18 protein-coding genes and 2 pseudogenes are annotated in these 19,459 nt (G+C 69.1%); 5 read left to right on the plus strand and 15 right to left on the minus strand.

Features of this window, described 5'->3' with window-relative positions:
- Positions 1-80: 80 nt before the first annotated feature.
- Positions 81-527 carry an ATP-binding protein gene (locus tag OHA61_RS17225; protein WP_266479825.1) on the minus strand — a complete coding sequence of 149 codons (447 nt, stop codon included), beginning with the start codon at positions 525-527 and terminating at the stop codon, positions 81-83.
- A gap of 92 nt (positions 528-619) precedes the next feature.
- Positions 620-973 carry an STAS domain-containing protein gene (locus OHA61_RS17230; protein WP_003967428.1) on the minus strand — a complete coding sequence of 118 codons (354 nt, stop codon included), beginning with the start codon at positions 971-973 and terminating at the stop codon, positions 620-622.
- Positions 974-1,051: 78 nt separating this feature from the next.
- Between OHA61_RS17230 and OHA61_RS17235 the strand changes: the two genes are divergently transcribed.
- Entirely contained in the window at positions 1,052-3,526 is a 2,475-nt protein-coding gene (locus OHA61_RS17235; RefSeq protein ID WP_406303770.1) for a DEAD/DEAH box helicase, read from the plus strand.
- On the opposite strand, the gene OHA61_RS17240 is transcribed toward OHA61_RS17235, so the two are convergent.
- The 7 genes and pseudogenes from OHA61_RS17240 to ssd (OHA61_RS17270) form a co-directional block, all read right to left on the minus strand.
- Positions 3,471-3,866, minus strand: a complete 396-nt coding sequence (locus OHA61_RS17240; RefSeq protein WP_406303771.1) for an Rv3654c family TadE-like protein — start codon at positions 3,864-3,866, stop codon at positions 3,471-3,473. The genes OHA61_RS17235 and OHA61_RS17240 overlap by 56 nt on opposite strands.
- Complete coding sequence (locus tag OHA61_RS17245) at positions 3,863-4,231, minus strand: TadE family type IV pilus minor pilin (RefSeq protein WP_406303772.1); 369 nt, start codon at positions 4,229-4,231, stop codon at positions 3,863-3,865. Before OHA61_RS17245 ends, OHA61_RS17240 begins: the two co-directional genes overlap by 4 nt.
- A complete protein-coding gene (locus tag OHA61_RS17250) occupies positions 4,218-4,388 on the minus strand; it encodes a DUF4244 domain-containing protein (RefSeq protein WP_361902990.1) in 171 nt (56 codons plus the stop codon). The genes OHA61_RS17245 and OHA61_RS17250 overlap by 14 nt, the downstream gene beginning before the upstream one ends.
- Positions 4,389-4,477: 89 nt before the next feature.
- Positions 4,478-5,248: a type II secretion system F family protein gene (locus OHA61_RS17255; RefSeq protein WP_406303773.1), complete on the minus strand. Its 771-nt coding sequence runs from the start codon at positions 5,246-5,248 to the stop codon at positions 4,478-4,480.
- Positions 5,245-6,093, minus strand: a complete 849-nt coding sequence (locus OHA61_RS17260) for a type II secretion system F family protein (RefSeq protein ID WP_406303774.1) — start codon at positions 6,091-6,093, stop codon at positions 5,245-5,247. The genes OHA61_RS17255 and OHA61_RS17260 overlap by 4 nt, the downstream gene beginning before the upstream one ends.
- A complete protein-coding gene (locus OHA61_RS17265) occupies positions 6,093-7,241 on the minus strand; it encodes a TadA family conjugal transfer-associated ATPase (RefSeq protein WP_406303775.1) in 1,149 nt (382 codons plus the stop codon). The genes OHA61_RS17260 and OHA61_RS17265 overlap by 1 nt, the downstream gene beginning before the upstream one ends.
- Positions 7,238-7,828, minus strand: a pseudogene (gene ssd / locus OHA61_RS17270) (septum site-determining protein Ssd); the annotation flags it as partial. The pseudogene ssd (OHA61_RS17270) and the gene OHA61_RS17265, both read right to left, overlap by 4 nt.
- A 283-nt stretch (positions 7,829-8,111) precedes the next feature.
- Between ssd (OHA61_RS17270) and OHA61_RS17275 the strand changes: the two are divergent.
- On the plus strand, positions 8,112-8,729 hold the full coding sequence (locus OHA61_RS17275) for a hypothetical protein (RefSeq protein ID WP_406303776.1): 618 nt from the start codon (positions 8,112-8,114) through the stop codon (positions 8,727-8,729).
- Positions 8,638-9,855 carry a helix-turn-helix domain-containing protein gene (locus tag OHA61_RS17280; protein ID WP_406303777.1) on the plus strand — a complete coding sequence of 406 codons (1,218 nt, stop codon included), beginning with the start codon at positions 8,638-8,640 and terminating at the stop codon, positions 9,853-9,855. Before OHA61_RS17275 ends, OHA61_RS17280 begins: the two co-directional genes overlap by 92 nt.
- A gap of 42 nt (positions 9,856-9,897) precedes the next feature.
- Here the strand turns inward: OHA61_RS17280 and OHA61_RS17285 are convergent, their stop codons facing one another.
- The 4 genes and pseudogenes from OHA61_RS17285 to ssd (OHA61_RS17300) form a co-directional block, all read right to left on the minus strand.
- Positions 9,898-12,102, minus strand: a complete 2,205-nt coding sequence (locus OHA61_RS17285; protein WP_406303778.1) for a hypothetical protein — start codon at positions 12,100-12,102, stop codon at positions 9,898-9,900.
- A gap of 183 nt (positions 12,103-12,285) precedes the next feature.
- Positions 12,286-12,630, minus strand: coding sequence for a helix-turn-helix domain-containing protein (locus tag OHA61_RS17290; RefSeq protein WP_406303779.1), 345 nt, complete (start codon positions 12,628-12,630; stop codon positions 12,286-12,288).
- A complete protein-coding gene (locus OHA61_RS17295) occupies positions 12,627-13,796 on the minus strand; it encodes a tyrosine-type recombinase/integrase (RefSeq protein ID WP_406307386.1) in 1,170 nt (389 codons plus the stop codon). Before OHA61_RS17295 ends, OHA61_RS17290 begins: the two co-directional genes overlap by 4 nt.
- Before the next feature lie 137 nt (positions 13,797-13,933).
- Positions 13,934-14,479 (minus strand): annotated as a pseudogene (gene ssd, locus OHA61_RS17300) (septum site-determining protein Ssd); the annotation flags it as partial.
- 478 nt (positions 14,480-14,957) lie between these two features.
- Between ssd (OHA61_RS17300) and OHA61_RS17305 the strand changes: the two are divergent.
- Positions 14,958-15,815: an HAD-IB family hydrolase gene (locus OHA61_RS17305; RefSeq protein WP_324989814.1), complete on the plus strand. Its 858-nt coding sequence runs from the start codon at positions 14,958-14,960 to the stop codon at positions 15,813-15,815.
- A 347-nt stretch (positions 15,816-16,162) separates the two neighbouring features.
- On the opposite strand, the gene OHA61_RS17310 is transcribed toward OHA61_RS17305, so the two are convergent.
- Positions 16,163-16,993: an oxidoreductase gene (locus tag OHA61_RS17310; RefSeq protein ID WP_406303780.1), complete on the minus strand. Its 831-nt coding sequence runs from the start codon at positions 16,991-16,993 to the stop codon at positions 16,163-16,165.
- Positions 16,994-17,095: 102 nt separating this feature from the next.
- On the opposite strand from OHA61_RS17310, the gene OHA61_RS17315 reads away from it, so the two are divergent.
- Positions 17,096-18,082, plus strand: coding sequence for an ATP-binding protein (locus OHA61_RS17315; RefSeq protein WP_406303781.1), 987 nt, complete (start codon positions 17,096-17,098; stop codon positions 18,080-18,082).
- 62 nt (positions 18,083-18,144) lie between these two features.
- Here OHA61_RS17315 and OHA61_RS17320 read toward each other — a convergent pair whose 3' ends face one another.
- Positions 18,145-19,422, minus strand: a complete 1,278-nt coding sequence (locus tag OHA61_RS17320; RefSeq protein ID WP_406303782.1) for a hypothetical protein — start codon at positions 19,420-19,422, stop codon at positions 18,145-18,147.
- Positions 19,423-19,459: the final 37 nt, after the last annotated feature.

Genomic DNA, 19,459 nt, shown 5'->3' on the forward strand with positions numbered 1-19,459 from the left:
AGGCCCTGCTCAGCAGGGCCTCTTTCCAAAGAAAACGATCAATGCGCCGACAGTTCGGCACCGTTTTCGATCATCCGCGATCAGGGCACGACGGTGACGGGCGTCGTCGGCCAACTCATCCGGATCACGCCCCCCTCCTCGGTGGACGTGACCTCCACGTCGTCGACGAGACCGCTGATGACGGCGAGACCCATCTCGTCCTCGCCCTCGGAGTCCAGGTCCTCGTCCGTGGCGTCGCGGGCTCCTGGGGCCCCGGAGGACCCCTCGGCGCCCGCGCTCGGGACCTCGTCCCCGACCTCGATGGAGAAAGCCTTCTCCTCCTCGGTCAGCACGACCCTGACAGGGGCCGTGATGCCATGGCTGCGGTGCAGCCCGACCGCACGGCTGCACGCCTCGCCGACCGCGAGACGGACCTCGTCCAGCACGGCCTCGTCGACCCCTGCCCGGCGAGCCACGGCAGCGGCCACCAGACGGGCGGTCCTGACATGCTCAGGCTGGGCGCTGAAGCGGAGTTCAACGGTGGCCATGCAATCCCCCTCGGACGTACGGGCGTGCATCTCAGGGGACCGGGCTGGATGCCCGGTGCCCCTCACTTCTTCCGGAAGTCTGCGGCCGACCGTCAGTCGGTGGCCGCGACAGCTTCGTCGACCGTGGTGTGAATGGGGAACACCTTGGTCAGACCCGTGATCCGGAAGATCTTGAGAATGCGCTCCTGGTTGCAGACCAGGCGCAGCGAGCCCTCATGCGCGCGAACGCGCTTCAGGCCACCCACGAGCACGCCGAGGCCGGTGGAGTCGAGGAAGTCCACGCCCTCCATGTCGACAACCAGGTGGTAGCTGCCGTCGTTCACCAACTCGACCAACTGCTCGCGCAGCTTGGGCGCGGTATACACATCAATCTCGCCACCGACCTCGACGACCGTACGGTCGCCACCAGGGCCGGACACATTGCGAGTCGACAGGGACAGGTCCACGGATCCTCCAGCACCTTGCTATCGAGCGGCCGCCCCCTCAGGTCTCCCCGGCGGAGCCGGAGACGGTCGCCAGCCGCGATGGCATTCAATCACTTACCAGCAGCCATGCACGACGCCTTGGGACCATTGTCCGTCACGCCGGTGACACACTCGGTGCCGATGGCCAAGAATCACCGTCCCAGACGACCCGCCGAGAGCGGGGACAACCGCCTCTCCCCGGCTACGGTCCTCGACCGGCTCGCCGCGGGGGCGAGCCGTGCCGCGCGCATCACTCATACGGAGCACTTGCCCCCTAGGCCGGGCCGCCATGCAGTCTGGCCCGACCGCATCCGCCCGGAAGTGATCAACGCCATTCAGCAGGCGGGGATCGGCCATCCGTGGGCCCACCAGGCCGCCGCCGCCGAGCACGCCCTAGACGGCGAATCCGTGGTGATCGCCACCGGCACCGCCTCGGGCAAGTCCCTGGCCTACCTGGCCCCCGTGCTCACCACCCTCCTCGACGGCGCCGACGCCCCCAATGGACGCGGTGCCACGGCCCTCTACCTGGCCCCGACCAAAGCTCTGGCCGCCGACCAGTGCCGCGCCGTGAAAGAACTCGCCGCGCCGCTCGGCAACCGGGTGCGTCCCGCCGTCTACGACGGCGACACGCCGGTCGAGGAACGCGAGTGGGTCCGGCAGTACGCCACGTACGTCCTGACCAACCCGGACATGCTGCATCGCGGAATACTTCCCTCACACCCCCGCTGGTCCTCCTTCCTGCGCTCGCTGCGCTATGTCGTCATCGACGAGTGCCACACCTACCGGGGCGTCTTCGGCTCCCATGTCGCCCAGGTGCTGCGCCGCCTTCGCCGCGTATGCGCCCGCTACGGTGCGAACCCGGTCTTCCTCCTCGCATCCGCCACCGCCGCGGAACCTTCTCTGGCCGCCGGCCGCCTCACCGGCCTGCCCGTCCAGGAGGTGGCCGACGATGCCTCGCCGCGCGGTGAACTCGTCTTCGCCCTCTGGGAGCCCCCGCTCACCGAGCTGCACGGCGAGAAGGGCGCACCGGTGCGCCGCACTGCCACCGCCGAGACCGCGGACCTGCTCACCGACCTGACCGTCCAGGGCGTCCGCTCCGTCGCCTTCGTACGCTCCCGGCGCGGCGCCGAGCTGATCTCTGTCATCGCCAAGGAACGCCTCGCCGAGGTGGACCGCTCGCTGCCCGCGCGTGTCGCCGCCTACCGGGGCGGCTACCTCCCCGAGGAGCGCCGTGCCCTGGAGCGGGCACTGCACTCCGGCGAGCTCCTCGGCCTCGCCGCCACCACCGCCCTCGAGCTCGGCGTCGACGTCTCAGGCCTCGATGCCGTGATCATCGCCGGATACCCCGGTACACGGGCCTCGCTCTGGCAGCAGGCCGGTCGCGCGGGCCGCTCGGGCCAGGGCGCCCTGGCCGTGCTCGTCGCCCGGGACGATCCGCTGGACACCTACCTCATCCACCACCCCGAGGCGCTGTTCCAGCAGCCGGTGGAGTCCACGGTCCTCGACCCCGACAATCCGTACGTCCTCGCCCCCCATCTGTGTGCTGCCGCCGCCGAGCTTCCCCTCACGGACGCCGACCTTGAGCTCTTCGGCCCTGCGACCGGCGAGCTCATGCCCCAGCTGGAGGCCGCCAAGCTGCTCCGGCGCCGGGCCTCCGGCTGGCACTGGACCCGCCGGGAGCGGGCCGCCGACCTCACCGACATCCGGGGCGAGGGCGGCCGCCCTGTCCAGATCGTGGAGGCCGCCACCGGCCGGCTGCTGGGCACGGTCGACGAATCGGCCGCCCACACCTCGGTCCACGACGGGGCCGTCCATCTCCACCAGGGCCGTACGTACCTGGTGAAACACCTGGACCTGGAGGACTCGGCCGCCCTCGTCGAGGAGGCCGACCCGCCGTACTCCACCACCGCCCGCGACACCACCTCCATCTCCGTACTCGAAACCGACACCGAGATCCCGTGGGGCGACGGACGCCTCTGCTACGGCTCCGTCGAGGTCACCAACCAGGTCGTCTCCTTCCTGCGCCGCAAACTCATCACCGGTGAGGTGCTCGGCGAGACCAAACTCGATCTTCCGCCCCGCACCCTGCGCACCCGCGCGGTGTGGTGGACGGTCACCGAGGACCAGCTGGACGCCGCCCGGGTCAACCCGGAGCAGCTGGGCGGCGCCCTGCACGCCGCCGAGCACGCCTCCATCGGGATGCTGCCGCTCTTCGCCACCTGCGACCGCTGGGACATCGGTGGCGTCTCGGTGCCGCTCCACCCGGACACCCTTCTGCCGACCGTCTTCGTGTACGACGGCCATCCGGGTGGTGCGGGCTTCGCCGAGCGGGCCTTCCACACCGCCCGTGAGTGGCTGACGGCCACGCGTGAGGCGATCGCGTCCTGCGAGTGCGAGGCGGGCTGCCCCTCCTGCATCCAGTCCCCGAAGTGCGGCAACGGCAACGACCCGCTGCACAAGCGCGGCGCGGTCCGCCTCCTCACGGAACTGCTGCGGGACGCCCCTGCGGCGCAGGAGGCCCCGCCCGCGACCTGACCGCCGGGGCGTACGGGCCGAAGCGGGCCTGCGCCGTCACGTCGGCGATCTCACCCCGCACCGCACAGCGCACCACTGTGGCACCCTGCGCCCGGGCCACCTCGGCCGCCTCCGCGCAGGCGGTCGCCGTGCCCCGCAGAGCCTGATCGGCGGCCGCCAACGCGGCCAAGTCGGCTGCGGAGCCGGCGCGATGGCGGGCGACCACGGCCTGCCCCATGGCGAGGACGACGGCGAAGACGGCACACAGCACGGTGGCCGCCATGGCCACCCACACGGTCGCGGAACCCCGGTCCCGGTCCCGGTCCTGGTCCTGGCCTCGGCGTCGCCGGTTCCGGTTCATGAGGCGACCTCCTGGCCCGCGGCGTCCTCCGCGAACGCAGCCGCCTCCGCGCTGAGCGTCAAAGCCAGGGCACCCGGGCCCGGGGCCTTCGCCTCGACCCGGACGCGCCACAGGTCACCCGTCCGCCCCAGCGTGACGCTGGCGCCACTGGGAGCCGCCGAACGGGCGGCGGCCAGCGTGGCCGCCCGAGGCTCGGACCGGGCGGCGGCGCGCGCCCCGGCCCGGGCCGCGTCCACGCACTGCATCTGCGCGGACGCGGCCATCAGCGCCCAGACCAGGGCCATGGCGAAGACCACCAGGGCGGGCAGCGCCACGGCCGCCTCCGCCGTCACGGACCCCCTGTCGGCTACCTCAGAACTGCGCATCAAGCGCCTTCCCGATCACCGACTGGAGCGCCCCCGAGACGGCCCCGCTCGTGACGACCTTGTACAGAACGGCGGCGAAGGCGCACGCCGCGATCGTCCCCATGGCGTACTCGGACGTGGTCATGCCCGCGTCCTTGCGCCTCGTGTCCTTACGCATCCTGCGCGCCAGCCCGTGAAGCCATCCCCGTACCGGATTCCACATGTCAACCCCCAAGAGTTCTCGTTCAGTTGCACACCTGCGTGTGCTCAGTTGCCGTTCAGCAGTCCGTCCGCCAGGCCGATCACGACCGGGGCCACGCCCACCGCGAGGAAGGCGGGCAGGAAGCACAGCCCGACCGGGGCCGTGATCAGGACCTGCGCCTTGTGGCCTCGTTGTGCGACCGCCCGCGCCCGGTCCGCCCGGAAGCGCTCGGCCAGCCGGGACACCGGCACCGCGGCCGGAGCCCCGGTCGAGTCGGCTCGCTCCAGGCAGCGGCCCAGCGCCTCCGCTCCCGGTATACGCCCGAACCACCCCCACGCCCGCGCCGGCTCACCTCCGAGCCGCAACTCCGCTGCTGCCCGCGCCAGCCGCTCGCCGACCGGCCCGCCCAGCGACTCCCCGACCGCCTCCGCCGCCTCGCGGGGCCCCGCCCCGGCCGAGATACAGGCAGCCAGGAGGTCCGCGGCAAGCGGCAGTTGGCGGCTTGCCTCCTGGTCCTCGGCTCCCGCGGCCGGCTTACGGCGCCGCTGCCAGCGCGATAACCCATACGCCCCGCCGAGCCCGACGACGCAGCCGGTCACCCCGCCGACGAGGACACAGCCGGTGATCAACGCACCCGACGGTGCAGCCCAACGCCTCGTCCAGGCCCCGTACTCCGGCCGCCGTCGCTGCCGCTCGCGCTCCACCCTCAACAGCGCCTGGATCCGCCTGCGCACGGCGCGCCGACGCCGCCTTGCTGCGATCGTGAAGGCCAGGAAGGCCACTGCGGCCACCACACACACCAATACCCCCAGCCTGTGGACGGCGTCCGCGGTCACGGCTCGCCTCCCTGGCGCACGATCCGCCCTGCCCAGCAGAGACCCGCTGTCTCCAGCAAGCCGCCGACAACCAGGCACATCAGGCCCGCCGGGGTGTGCAGCAGAACCCGCAGGGGGTCGGCGCCCAGCGCCCAGCCCATCCCGAGACCCGCCAGCGGAAGCAGGGCGAGCAGCCCGATGGTGGACCACGCACCTGCCAACTGGGTTTTCAGATCGGCTTGTTGGTCCCGCTCCGCGCGTAAGGCCGACTCCAGCCGGTCGAGCCCGGCGGCCAGACCCGCACCGCTGTCCACGGCCACCCGCCAACAGGCAGCGACTCCCGCAAGCCCATCCGCACCCGGCTCCCGCGCCGCCTCCCGCAGCGCCTGGGGAACGTCGCCCCCGAAGCGCGCGGCCGCGAGTACCCCGGCTTCCGCATCGCCCAGCACCCCGGTGGACCTCGCGGCGAACAGCAGCGCCTGCCCCGGCTGGAGCCCCGCGCGCAGTTCGCCGGCCACCGCGCCGCAGAGGGTGACCACTCCCTCGGCCCGTCGTTCCTGCTCGCGCCTCAGCTCCCGGGCCCGCAGTCGCCGCCTCACCAGCGGCACCGCCACCGCCCCCGCGATCAGCGGCAGCACCGACTCACCCAGCACGGCGAGGACAAGGGCAACGGGCAGGCACAGCCACTCCCGCCGCAGCCGGACCCGCGGCAGCACCCCCTTCCCCGCCCACCACGGCGCGGCCTTCACGTCGCCGCCGCCCGCCAGCAGCAACCGCGCCCGCCTGAGCCCCTGTTCCCGCCCGACCGCCAGCCACGCAGCAGCCCCCGCACACACCGCTGCCGCGTACACCTGCGCGCCGGCCATCACAGAGCACCTCCGATCAGCGACCGCAGCCGCTCCCAGCCCCGCCCGTATGCGAATGCCTCCGCGCCCCACCGCAGTGCGGGCACGGTCACCACCAGCCCCGCCGCGTCCCGGTCCAGGACATGCACCTCGGCGACCCGCCGCTGCCCGCCCCTGTCCCGTACGAGATGGATCACCACGGCGAGAGCAGCCGCCAACTGGCTGTGCAGCGCCGCCCGGTCGAGCCCCGCCGCCGTCCCGAGGGCCTCCAGGCGGGCCGGTACATCCGCAGCGGCGTTGGCATGGACGGTCCCGCAACCGCCCTCGTGCCCGGTGTTGAGCGCGGCCAGCAGTTCGGTGACCTCCGCGCCGCGCACCTCCCCGACGACCAGCCGGTCGGGCCGCATCCGCAGCGCCTGGCGCACCAGGTCCCGCAGCGTCACCCGGCCCGCGCCCTCCTGGTTCGCCGTACGCGACTCCAGCCGGACCACATGCGGGTGTTCGGGTCTGAGCTCCGCCGAGTCCTCGGCCAGCACGATCCGCTCGCGCTCCCCCACGAGGCCGAGCAGACTCGACAGCAAGGTCGTCTTGCCCGATCCGGTCCCGCCGCTGATCAGGAAGGAGAGGCGGGCATCGATCAGTGCCCTCAACACCCGGTCCCCGCCGGGCGGTACCGTCCCTGCCGCGACGAGCTCCCCCACGGAGAACGCCCGGGGCCTGACGACCCGCAGCGACAGACACGTCGAGCCGACCGCCACCGGCGGGATCACGGCATGCATGCGGGTCCCGTCCGGCAGCCGGGCATCCACCCATGGCCGGGCGTCGTCGAGGCGCCTCTCCGCCACCGCCGCGAGCCGCTGCGCCAGCCTGCGCACCGAGGCCGTGTCGGCGAAGGTCACTCCCGTGAGCTCAAGTCCACGGCCCCGGTCCACCCACACCCGGTCGGGCGCGGACACAAGGACGTCCGTCACGGATGGATCGGCCAGCAGTGGCTCCAGGGGGCCCGTCCCGACCAGTTCGCACCGTAACTCCTCGGTGCCGCCGAGCACTTCGGCGTCCCCCAGCAGCCTTCCCTGGGCCCTCAGCGCGGCGGCCACACGTGCCGGTGTGGGCTCGGCGCCGCTCGCCGCGAGCCGCTGCCGCACGGCGTCCAGCAGTCCGGTGCTCATGAGACCCCGCCACCCGTCAGCGCGCGATCCCAGAAGGCGGCGCAGAACCTGGCCAGCGGCCCGCGCGGCCCGCCCGGTGGAGCCCCCGAGTCCTGTGCGGCCAACAGGCCGGCCTCCGAGGGCAGTTCACCCGCCAACGGCAGTCCCAGGGCCTGCGCGACCCACTGCTCGTCCAGACCCGCCGCGAACGGCCCGCGCACCACCACGCGCAGGTCCTGGAGCACCATGCCCACCGTCGACGCCACGCGATTCGCGGCAGCCACCGCCCGCAACTCGCCCGGCACCACCAGCAGTCCGAGATCCAGCTGAGCCAAGGCCTCCGCCACGCCTTCGTCCACCCGGCGCGGCAGATCCACGACCACCACCCCGCCGCGCCTGCGTGCCGCGGCCAGCACCGACCGCATCGCCTCCGGCGGAATGACCACCGAGTCGCCCCTGTCCCAGCTGAGCACCCGCAGGTCATGCAGCTCGGGCAGCGACTCCTCCAGCGCCCCGCCGGCGACCCGTCCCTTGGAAGCCGCGAAATCCGGCCACCGCCTGCCTTCCGCCTGCTCTCCGCCGAGCAGCACGTCGATCCCCCCGCCGAGCGAAGCGCGCAGGTTCCAGGATTCCGGAACGCTTTGAAGCTTGAACCCGCACGTCCTGCCGCATCTGAGCGGCGATGCCGGTCGGGTTCCCGGCGATCCGAGCGGCACGTCGACTCGCCGGGGCCGCAGGATGGCCGACGTCAGGGACCAGTGCGACGACGTTCTCCTGCAAGTCAGACAGCGCTAGCAACCACCGCCCAGCCGGCCGGGCAGCGACGGCTGCCGGGAAGGAGTGCGCAACGCGTTCTTGCAGTCTGAGAATCTTGGTAATAAAATCACCGCCATGCTCAGACCTGAGGATGCACGGCTCATCACGGAGGCCATCACGCCTCTTGCCGCACCGCTCCACGAGGCCCTGGAGGAAGGTCGGCAGAACGCGCACGATCACTATGATCGACACGATATGAAGGATCGGCGCTTCCTCAAGGGCCGCACCGACCTGACGCGCGACCACGCGCTCGCGTACTTACTGAAACAGGATCTCGTCGGCTGGAAGCCTTCCCGCAGAGGCGGCGGGCGCATCCATCTTTCGCGAAACGCAATGTCCATTCGCCTGCTGCACCGCTCACCATTCGGTGACGCTGTGCCTCCACCAGGCAAGAACCGGGCCCGCATAAATTACTATCGGAACCCGGCACCTGATCTCATCGGGGTAGAAGCAAGCCATCTGCTGGCTGTATGGGACGTCGACACAAAAGGCGAGATAGTCATCCGAGTCGTGCGCCCGACGAAAACCTTCAGGGCGGGCGCAATTTCGACATCGGACTACGACCTACTCTTGCCACGTAGCGCAGAGGATCTCTCTAAACTTGAGTTCCTCTCAAGCGACGAAGAGATCGATCTGGGTTTCCTGTTCGAAGACGACGAAGAACAAGAAGAAGGCGAAAAGGGAAGTGCTTGATACCGGTGCGCGACTACGCACCCTCCGCATGCTCATGGGCTTGACCCAAAAAGAACTTGAGGGCATCGCCGGGGTGACGCAGTCGATGATCTCCGGAATCGAAAGGGGAGACAAGACTGCCAGCGAGGAAACTTTGCAGGCAGTCGCCAACGCCACAGGTACTCCGTATAGCTTCTTCCTCGTGGACCCGGATGATCTCCCGACGGACACACTGCACTTCCGCAAGAAGGCCAGCGCACCGGCCAAGGAGGTTGACCGAGTCAAAGCCACAGCGCGAGAGGCCTATCGCGTGGCGGCCCAGCTCATCGCAGAGACACGCATGCGGCGTCTCCCACTCCCGCGGGCGGAAGGGGAGATCGACGATGCAAGCATCGAGACACTGGCCGCGGAAACGCGGGACGCCCTCGGGGTTGCCCGTGACGGAATTCTGAAGCATGTCATTCGAACCTGCGAGCGGGCCGGAATTCCCGTCGTTCCTCTAATTCTCGTTGACGGGGCTGGAGAACAAGAAGATGTAGCGATCGGGCACTCCGGCGTCTCATGCTGGAGAGGGGTAGCCGATCCTCACCTGATCGCCTATTTCGGCACCGACGCTGGAGACCGTCAACGTTTCACGGTTGCCCACGAATTGGGACACCTCGTGCTGCACCCAGCGCGACGCACAATCTCAGCGAAGCAGGCAGAGGCAGAGGCTCACAGGTTTGCCGGCGCCTTCCTCATTCCAGACGAGCAGGCGCGCGAGACTCTGAGCGGAAACTTCACCCTTCGGAATCTAGCCGTCCTGAAATCCAACTGGGGAATTTCCATGCAAGCGCTGATCGAGAGGGCATTCGGCCTGGGCCTCATCGACAGCACTCGTCGATCTAGTCTCTATCGGCAAATGGCCACGAACCAGTGGCGGTCTCGGGAACCTGTCACGGTGCATCCGGAGCAACCAGCTCTTATGCGCATGATGATGACCCGCCGGTTCGGCGCATCACCATCGTTGCGCCATGCCGCAGAAGACCTCGGGTTGCATCCTGTTCTTATGCGGTCGCTTGTGCCCGGGACCTCCCTGAGTCCGGGGGCGGCTGGCGGCGAAGTGGTGAGCCTGCGCGATCGGCGCCGAGGCCTTCAGCGCGCGTAGGCCCGCCCGGACGTCATTTGTGGATCTTCGAGTGCTCACAGATCATCTGGGCAGCTTCGCTGTGCGCTCGGGGTGGGCGGCGGAGATGTAGCGCATGGCGGTGGTGTCGCTGATGCCGAACAGCCGCATGAGGCGGAGAGGGTCGGCGGAGATCTTGGCCTCGTGCAGGATGCGGTCCTGCCGAAGTTCTGAGAGTGAGAGTTTCACCTGTTGGACGGCTCGCTTGAGCATGGTGGTGGTGATGGGCGGGTGGTCGGGATCCATCGCAGTCTGCTGGCTGACCAGCAGATAGGGGCTGGTGGAGCCGGGCCAGCGGCGGTGCCGTTCGGCGGTCCATTCGGCGGCGAGCCGGTGGGTGAACTCTTCGAGGTAGACGGTGTGGCGCCGAAGCCCTCGGCGGACGATGAGGCGGCCCTTGGAGAGGCTGAGGTCCTCGGTCAGCAGGTGACAGACTTCGTGGCCGGGCAGGCCGTGGACGGCCACAAGGGCCAGGACGAGCCGTGCGGCGGCGCTGGTCGCGTGGTCCAGCAGGCCGGCCAGGACATCGGAGGGGATGGATGGCGGGAGGGTCTTGACGGCGCCGACGACCACGCCCCGGGTCGGGTTCTGGAAGACCAGCTGTTCCTGTCGCAGGGCCCGGAAGAGACTCCGGAGGGCGCCGTGGCGGTAGCGGGCCGCGTAGCCCTGGTGGTCGCCGACGGCTTTCTTGACGTCGTCGTGGGAAATCTCCCGCAGGCTGGTGAGACCGTCGGCAATCCAGTCCTCCAGGACCGACTGGAAGCCGGAGAAATAGCGGCGGATGCTGCCGTAGCCGCGGGCTTCGTGTTCGCGTCGGCCCTGACCACGCAAGACAGTGACCCAGGCCCGCACTTCTGTCGCGATCTGCTCCGGCAGCTTGGCCAGGGCCTGTTCGATCCACTCCAGGTCCCGGTCGCGATGGAGGTCGGGATCTTCGACGAGCATGCCGCGGGACTTGAGGAACTGGCAGACCCGCTTGGCCGACAAGTTCACGTCCTGGCGGGAGAGTTCGACCACGTCGGCCTCCAGGACGGGGGCGTCAGCGCCGAGCCAGGACAGCAGGATGGTCAAGGTCCGCCCGTTCACCACCCGCTGGTTCATGTCCCACTGCTGGTCGCGCATCATGGTCGTGAACTCGTCGGCCAGGCGCCGGGCGGACTCAGTCATCTCTGGCAGTGACTCGACGCGCCGGTCGAGGTTCAGCAGTGACGTCCAGTCCCTGCGTGTCGTGAACAGCACTTCCTGGCCCGGAACGGCCAGCTGGGGAACCAACGGGCTGCGGGCCGCCCGCCGTTCGTCGATCCGCCGGGCGCGTTCGATGTGGTCGCTCGACGGCTTGTAGCCGAGCTGGCCCCTGGGTATCCACAGACCTGCGGCAAGCGGGTCAGCAATCCACAGCTGTGTGAACGGCTCCGCTTCGGCGTCCGGGCCGTGCAGGTAGACGTGGAGGCAGCAGCCGCGGCAACGGCCGCCCTTCAGCGGCAGTCCCTCGCGGTGGCAACGTTCACACCGTCCGGCCGGCCGCTTGTGCTTGCCGTGCCAACCCTGACACGCGGTGCAGCGTTGCCGCCGGACACCACTCAGCCAGGCGTCGCAGTCCCGGCAGGACCGTGGGGTGGGAGGCGGCGGGGGCGGTGGGGTTCCGACGTAGCCGGTCTTCGGAGGCCGCCTCCGCCGCGGCGGCGCGGGTATCTGCCTCGTCCGCAGCATGCCTGCCCGGCTCAGGATCTTGCCGACCGCGGTCCAGAAGTTCGGCAGCTCATCGAGTGCTTCCTCGGGCACCAGGTCGTGCCCCTCAGCGTCCCGGATGGCCAGGGCCAGGTGGATCATCTCCGCGATCTTGCGCACCCAGCCATCGCTCAGGCTGTACTCGCGGGCGAACACGGCTGCCTCGGCGACGGCCGCCTCGTAGCCCTCCAAAGGCCGGGCGAGGACGCGCCGGGCGGTGTCGATCGATAGCGACGTGCGTTTCATCGGGAACAGTGCCTGCTGGCCGCGGACGGTCGGCGGCAGCACCGCCGGGTCGTCGCGGTCGATTGCGTCGCTGGCCGCCCACTTCTGCTTCCACCGGATCATCTCGCGCCGGCCGCCGTTCTTCGACTTCTTCAGCGGCATCGCGTTGGGCACGGCCATGCCGTTGAAGATCAGCAGCAGTTGACGGGCCCGTGCACCGGCGTTGTCCGGATCCATGACCCATTCGACGTCGTCGTCGAGCCGGACCGCCTGCAAACACGGGCGGCAGATCCCTTCGCGGCCGACGTGCGTCTCGTGCCGACAGCGGCGGCAAACGGCCCACTCGCGGCCTGTCAGCCAGTGCTGGCAGCCGTGGCAGTGATGCTGGGAGGCCAGCGCTCCCCAGCCCCAGCACCCCGCGCACTGCGCGAAGAACGAAACCCTCCTCCCCATCGCGGCTCAGTTCGGCGGAAGCGAGCGCGGTCCGCGCTGCTGGCCGCTTCGCGGGCTGGGCCGCACCGGCCCCGATCCCATCCCCTCAGCCCCGACGGCCTTCTGGCCATGCTCCGGCGGCGCCAGGGCCGCGTCCAGCGGCTCTGCCTGAAGCAGGTCGCCGACCGTGCAGTTCAGGGCCGTGCAGATCTTGTCCAGGTCGTCCAGCCGGACGGAGATGGGGGTGCCGCCCCACATCGCCGCGACCTTGCTCAGCGACGGGTTGAACCCGACCTCCTTGAACGCCGCCAGCACCTCGGTCGGCCTCCACAGATCGCGCTGTGCGGCCACCATCCGCAGGTTCCACTTCACCGCAGGTTCCCCTTGTCCATCACCAGTCGCTGAGCCGCCTCGGCGCTGGCGGCAAGGTTCGCATGTTCCGGATCGGCGTGGGCGGTCGCCATGTACCGAAGTGTCGTGGTTGCCCAGTCATGCCCGAGGACCTTCTGGACCTCCCAAAGAGACATGCCACGCTCATAGTTGTGGGTCGCGCATGCGTGACGCAGGAGGTGGGGGAAGAGGTCGGTGACCGGGCCGGTCAGGTAGGCGGCCGCCGCGTCGTGTAGATGCTTGCGGAACGTCGAAGGGACGATCGCGGGGGCTATCGGCAGGTTCAGCGCGGCTATCGCCTTGGGCTTGCGTTCCGAAGGCCAGAGCGGGGCCCTCGGGTGGTCGGCGTCGTCACCGAACTCCCCGCGGATCTCCTCGATGTACCACCACAGGAGATCGCGGCCCTCCTGGAAGAGGTATGCCTCCCTCGGCCGCGGCCCAGAGCCGCGAGCGGCCTTGCCGAGGACCGTGAAGCGGCCCCACTGCCCGTGCTCCCAGTTGATGTCGCCGAGGCAGACGCCGCAGAGCTCGGCCGCCCGCACCCCGGACAGGTAGGCGATCTTCGTCATCACATAGTCGCGGCAGGCCACCAGGTACTTCCGGTGGCTCGCCAGGTCCTCACGCCAGCGGGCGAAGAACTCCTTCGTGGCGGTCTGCGACGGCGGTATGCGCAGTCCGAAGTCGCCGCGGTGTTGTGGGCGGTTGAACGGATCGATCGGCGACTCCACGTTCGCCCCGAACCGCCGCAGGATCTCGCCCCCGTACCGCTGTTCGAGGAAGGCGAAGTAGCCGTCGATCCGGTTGATCTTCTGCCGCTGCGTCGAATGCGCGCGCTTGCCCGGCCCGGCGAAGTACTTGTCGACCTCCCTTGGGGTCAGCTGCCAGGGCACCGTGCCGTAGTAGTCGCAGATCTCGATCACGGGCTTGATCAGGGCATCCAGTGTCGACATGGCGAGCCCGGCGGCGTCCCGCGCCCACTGGTACTCGGAGAGCGTGTCGATGAAGAAGCTCTCCTCGTCCTGCACGGACACCCTCGCCTGCTGCCGGCGCTGGAGGGTGACCACGTCCGCCAGCCCGGTGTCTACCGACACCGCGGCGAGGTCTGCCTCCGGCGACGTGGGCTCGGCGGAGCGTACGAGGGTGAGCACGCGACTTTCGGAATCTGCCACGTTGCGTGAGATTACTGGAGTCACATGTGAATTTGCAGGAGAACTCCTGAAATCCTGGAGATCCCCGAATCGGGAGATCGCGGCCCGATGACCTGCTGAGATGCAGCTTCGTACGCTCCAGAGGCCTCGGGGGAACCTGCGCGTACTCCAATAGGGTCGCCGTCGACGAGCATGGTGCGCTGCCCGGTCCTCGCCGCGGTCACCGCCAGCGCGCAGGCCAGCGTGGATGCCCCGGCCCCGCCCCGGCCGCCGATCACCCCCACAGTGAGCGCCTGCCGTCCGACCCCCTCGACCACATCGGCGATACGGTCGACGAGCCAGCTCTCGGCATCGGGCAGCCGCAGCACGCAGTCGGCCCCGATCTCGACCGCCCGCCGCCAGACGTCCGGGTCATCCTGATCGCGTCCGACCAGAAGCACACCGCGTCTGCGCGCCGCACCACGACAGCGAGCGGCAGCGTCGTCGCCGACGAGGACCAGCGGCGCCCCCTCCCAGCTTCCTCTCCGCTCCGGCACCGAGTGATGGACGTCCGGCTCGGCCCCCGCCGCGGCACACAACCGCAGCAGATCGTCGAGCAGTTCCATGTCCTCGGTGACGATCAGCGGCCCGTCCCGCCGCCCTTCGACGGCCGGCGGCCGTGTGGACGTGATGGATCCAGCCACGTTCTCCACCCCCTGATTACTTCGATCTCGCTTCATGCCGAGATCTGCGATTCCTCCGGTCCGCGAACTGCGCGGCTGGAATCACCGTGCAGCGCACCGGGAAATCGTGTGGATCTTGCTGAAAAGCTGTGGACAACTAGCCACTTGTGAATATCTCGCTCACTGATACCGGTGACTGCCGGGAGCAGCACTTCCACTACGCACAGTGACCGTGCAGAGTGATGGAAGGCCGTCGACGGCACGGCTCGCACGAGGGAGAACGATCACCATGGATCACAGCAGCGGGACGAAAAGGCGTCCGGACATGCGACGACCCCCGCCGGGGGGGAGAGCGGGGGTCGTCTCTCCGGCCGACTCGGGGGGGGAGGAGCCGGACCGGGTTAGCACGGTCGCGAACGATCCGTGACTTCCATGGTGTACCCGAGAGCCTTCTCAGGCAAACCCACGCGCCCGAGCGTACGCCGAATGGCGGGCACCTATGCTCAGGCTCGTGGAAAACCACTCCTTGCCGCGCACAGCCGCCTTCTTCGACCTGGACAAGACGGTCATTGCGAAGTCTTCGACGTTGACCTTCAGCAAGTCCTTCTACCAAGGCGGGCTGATCAACCGTCGCGCCGTACTGCGTACCGCCTATACCCAGTTCGTCTTTCTCGCCGGCGGTGCCGACCACGACCAGATGGAGCGGATGCGCCAGTACCTCTCGGCGCTCTGCAAAGGCTGGAACGTCCAGCAGGTCAAGGAGATCGTCGCCGAGACGCTCCATGACCTGATCGACCCGATCATCTACGACGAGGCCGCGTCCCTCATCGAGGAGCACCACACCGCGGGCCGCGACGTCGTCATCGTCTCCACCTCCGGCGCCGAGGTGGTCGAGCCGATCGGCGAGCTGCTCGGCGCCGACCGGGTGGTGGCCACCCGCATGGTGGTCGGCGACGACGGCTGCTTCACCGGGGAGGTGGAGTACTACGCATACGGGCCGACCAAAGCCGAAGCGGTAAAGGAGCTCGCCGCCTCGGAGGGGTACGACCTGGCGCGCTGTTACGCCTACAGCGACTCGGCGACGGACGTCCCGATGCTCTCCTCCGTCGGCCATCCCTATGCAGTGAACCCGGACCGGGCACTGCGCCGGGAGGCGACCGCGCGCGGCTGGCCGATTCTCGTTTTCAACCGTCCGGTCCGCCTCAAACAGCGGCTGCCTGCCCTGTCGATGCCGCCGCGTCCGGCCCTGGTCGCGGCGGCTGCGGTGGGGGCGGCGGCCGCAACCGCCGGGCTCGTCTGGTACGCCAGCCGGCGACGCAATGCCGCGGCTCAGATTGCCACTGCCGCCGCTGTGTAGATATACGTCCGTGTTTGAACCTAAAAGTAAAGATGTGCAGCTAGGGGTTCCGCTTCCCCTCGCGCTGGAGTACAAATGAATCAACGGCCCGCGAGACCAAGGACATCCGAAAGGATCACCTTTAACGCATGAAGGCCCACGGACCGAAGCATGAAAACTGAGCACCCACGCGACGTCGACCCGTCGATTACGGGCCAGCCGCACCAGGTGACGGGCAGAAGTTCCCGACCTGATGGGCAATATATCGAGGACGCTTGGTAACTCGGCGGACATGCCAGCGGCGGTACCAATTCCGGTACCGCCGCAACCCTGTTCGGGGCTCTTTCAGGAACTCATCCGGCCACAGTTCACGCAGCGCCGCGCTGCAATGCCTCACACACGGCCGTCGACTCCCTGACCCCGAGTTCCACCGCACACCCGCAGTGCGCGATCCACGCGGCCATCCCGTCCGGCGTGCCCGACAGATACCCCTCGAATGCGGCGACGTACGCCGCCCGGCCCTGCTCGGCGTGACCGACTTCGGCGGGGCAGATCGCCTTCGGGTCAAGCCCGCTGCCGATCAGCACGATGCGCTCGGCGGCCCGCGCGACGAGACCGTTGTACGTACCGAACGGGCGCAGAGCCAGCAGCTCTCCGTGGACCACGGAAGCGGTGACCAGAGCCGGGGCGGAGCTGCCCGCGATGATCAGTTCGGCCAGTCCGTCGAGTCGGCCGGTCACCTCGTCCGCATCCGGAAGCGGGGCCTCGATCAGCGGCTCCTCAACTCCCTCGCCCGCGAGGCGCGGCCTGCCCACCGTGGCGTCGTCACCGGCGCCGCTCGCCGCGACCAGATGCAGCCGGGCGAGCACACGCAGCGGCGACTGCCGCCAGATGGACAGGAGTTGACCCGCCTCGGCGGTCAGCCGCAGGGCCGCACCCACCGTGCGCGCCTCGGGCTCGACGCCGAAGTCGGTCCGCCTGCGGACCTCTTCCAGCGCCCAGTCCGCACCGGACAGCGCGGCGGAAGCCCGAGCTCCGCGCAGCGCCGCCTCCGACGTGACCTCGGTACTGCGCCGGCGCATCACCCGGTGACCGTAGACCCGGTCGACGGCTTTGCGTACGGAGTCCACGGAGTCGGCGACGCCCGGCAGGGAGCCGAGGGTGGCGAGGGGGTCGACCGACGAGGCATTCGTACTCATAGGTAGCGAGGCTACGCGCCCCCGGCCCACGTCCCACCTTGGAGTGGTCTTCTTCACGCAGTTTGACCACGTCATGCGATCGACCCACTACCCTAGGTGAACATGAAGATCGCTTTCGTAGGGAAGGGCGGCAGCGGCAAGACGACGCTGTCCTCGCTCTTCATCCGCCACCTTGCCGCCAATGAAGCCCCCGTCGTCGCGGTGGACGCCGACATCAATCAGCATCTGGGGGCCGCGCTCGGGCTCGATGAGGCAGAGGCCGCCGCGCTGCCCGCGATGGGCGCGCATCTGTCGCTGATCAAGGACTATCTACGGGGCTCCAACCCCCGGATCACCTCTGCCGAGACGATGATCAAGACCACGCCCCCGGGGGAGGGCTCGCGACTGCTGCGTGTCTGCGAGGACAACCCGGTCTATGACGCCTGCGCGGTCAGCGTGCGCCTCGACGACGGGGACATCAGGCTGATGGCCACGGGTCCCTTCACCGAGTCGGATCTCGGGGTGTCCTGCTATCACTCCAAGGTCGGCGCGGTCGAGCTCTGCCTCAATCACCTGGTCGACGGTCCCGAGGAGTATGTGGTCGTCGACATGACTGCGGGGTCGGACTCCTTCGCCTCCGGGATGTTCACCCGCTTCGACATGACGTTTCTGGTGGCCGAGCCGACGCGCAAGGGGGTCTCGGTCTACCGCCAGTACAAGGAGTACGCACAGGACTTCGGCGTCGCCCTGAAGGTCGTCGGCAACAAGGTGCAGGGTCCGGACGACGTCGACTTCCTGCGCGACGAGGTCGGCGAGGACCTGCTGGTGACCGTCGGGCACTCCGGCTGGGTACGTGCGATGGAGAAGGGACGGCCGCCCCGCTTCGACCAGCTGGAGGCCGAGAACCGCATGTCGCTGCAGGCCTTGCAGAACGCCGCGGAGGACTCGTACGAAGACCGCGACTGGGAGCGCTACACCCGCCAGATGGTGCACTTCCACCTGAGGAACGCGGAGAGCTGGGGGAACGCGAAGACAGGAGCCGACCTTGCGGCGCAGGTCGACGGGGCCTTCGTGCTGGCCGAGCCTGCCGCCGTACCTCAGCCCGGCTGAGGAGATGCCCCCGGCGTCGAACGGCGCCAGGGGCGCCCAAGGAGGAAGTGCGGGGCCCGATGTCAGTGGGGCTCAGCCTGCTTTGCCTTGATTGAGCCCGGTGCGCCCGCCGGCTGGGTGGCGAGGAAGGCCGCCCAGCCGTTCATCGGGGCCTGGCCGACCTGGAGCGTGCGGAGCTTCCGCAAGACCTCGGGGTCCTGCGCGTCCAGCCAGTCGGCCAGTTGCCGGAAGGACACGCACTTCACGTCCCGCTTCACACAGACCGTCGCGATCGTCTCCTCGACCGCGCGCATATATGTGCCGCCGTTCCAGGATTCGAAGTGGTTGCCGATGATCAGCGGCGCGCGGTTGCCGTTGTAGGCGCGGTCGAAGGCCTTCACCAGCCCGTCCCGCATCTGATTGCCCCAGTACTCGTACTTCGAGGGGTCGCCCTTGACCGTCCCGGACTGATTGACCATGAAGTTGTAGTCCATGGACAAGGTCTCGAACGCCCGGCCGGGGACGGGGACCATTTGCAGGGAGAGGTCCCACAGACCGAGGTCCTTCTTGGGCCAGACCTGGTCGTTGATGCCGCTGGTGTCATAGCGGAAGCCCAGCTCGGCGGCGGCGCGCACAAAGTTCGTGCGGCCTTCGAGGCAGGGGGTCCGGGCGCCGATGAGCTCCTTGTCGTAGTCGAAGGGCAGCGGCTGCTCGCCCTCCAGGCCCGCGTTGGTCCGCCAGTTCTTCACGAATGACTTGGCCTGGCTGATCTCGCTCTTCCACTCGTCGACGGACCACTGGCCGACACCCCCCTCATTGCCGCAGAAGTGGCCGTTGAAGTGGGTGCCCACCTCGTTGCCGTCCTGCCAGGCGCCGCTCAGCTGACGCACGGTGTCACGGATGCCCTGGGTGTCGTTGAAGCCGATGTCTGAGCGGCCGGGTGAGTGCTGGGGCGGGTCGTAGAGGTTCGCCTTCTCCTCCGGCAGCAGATAGACGCCGCTGAGGAAGTAGGTCATGGTCGCGTCGTACTTCCTGCCGACCTTGCGGAAGTGCGAGAAGAGTTTCTGGCTGTCCTCGCCGGCCCCGTCCCAGGAGAACACCACGAACTGCGGCGGTTGCTGCCCCGGCTTCAGGCGCCGCGCTTTGAGGAGACCGGACTGGGGTCCGGTGAACGCGGTGGATCCGTCGCCGATGAGGCGTACCGCGCTCTTGGGAGCCGGGGCGCCCTTCCTCGCTGCGTGGGCACCCTGCTTGGCGGCGGCGGAGCCGTCAGCCGCGTCCAGTACGGAACAGCCGGCGAGTTCTGCGATCAGCACCGTGGCGACTACCCCAACGGCGATCCTCCTCGTGGCGGCCTTCATCCGCCCACCCACTTTCTTATGCCTATATGCCTGTACG

This window comes from Streptomyces sp. NBC_00885, assembly GCF_045207475.1.
In the GTDB taxonomy this organism is placed as follows: domain Bacteria; phylum Actinomycetota; class Actinomycetes; order Streptomycetales; family Streptomycetaceae; genus Streptomyces.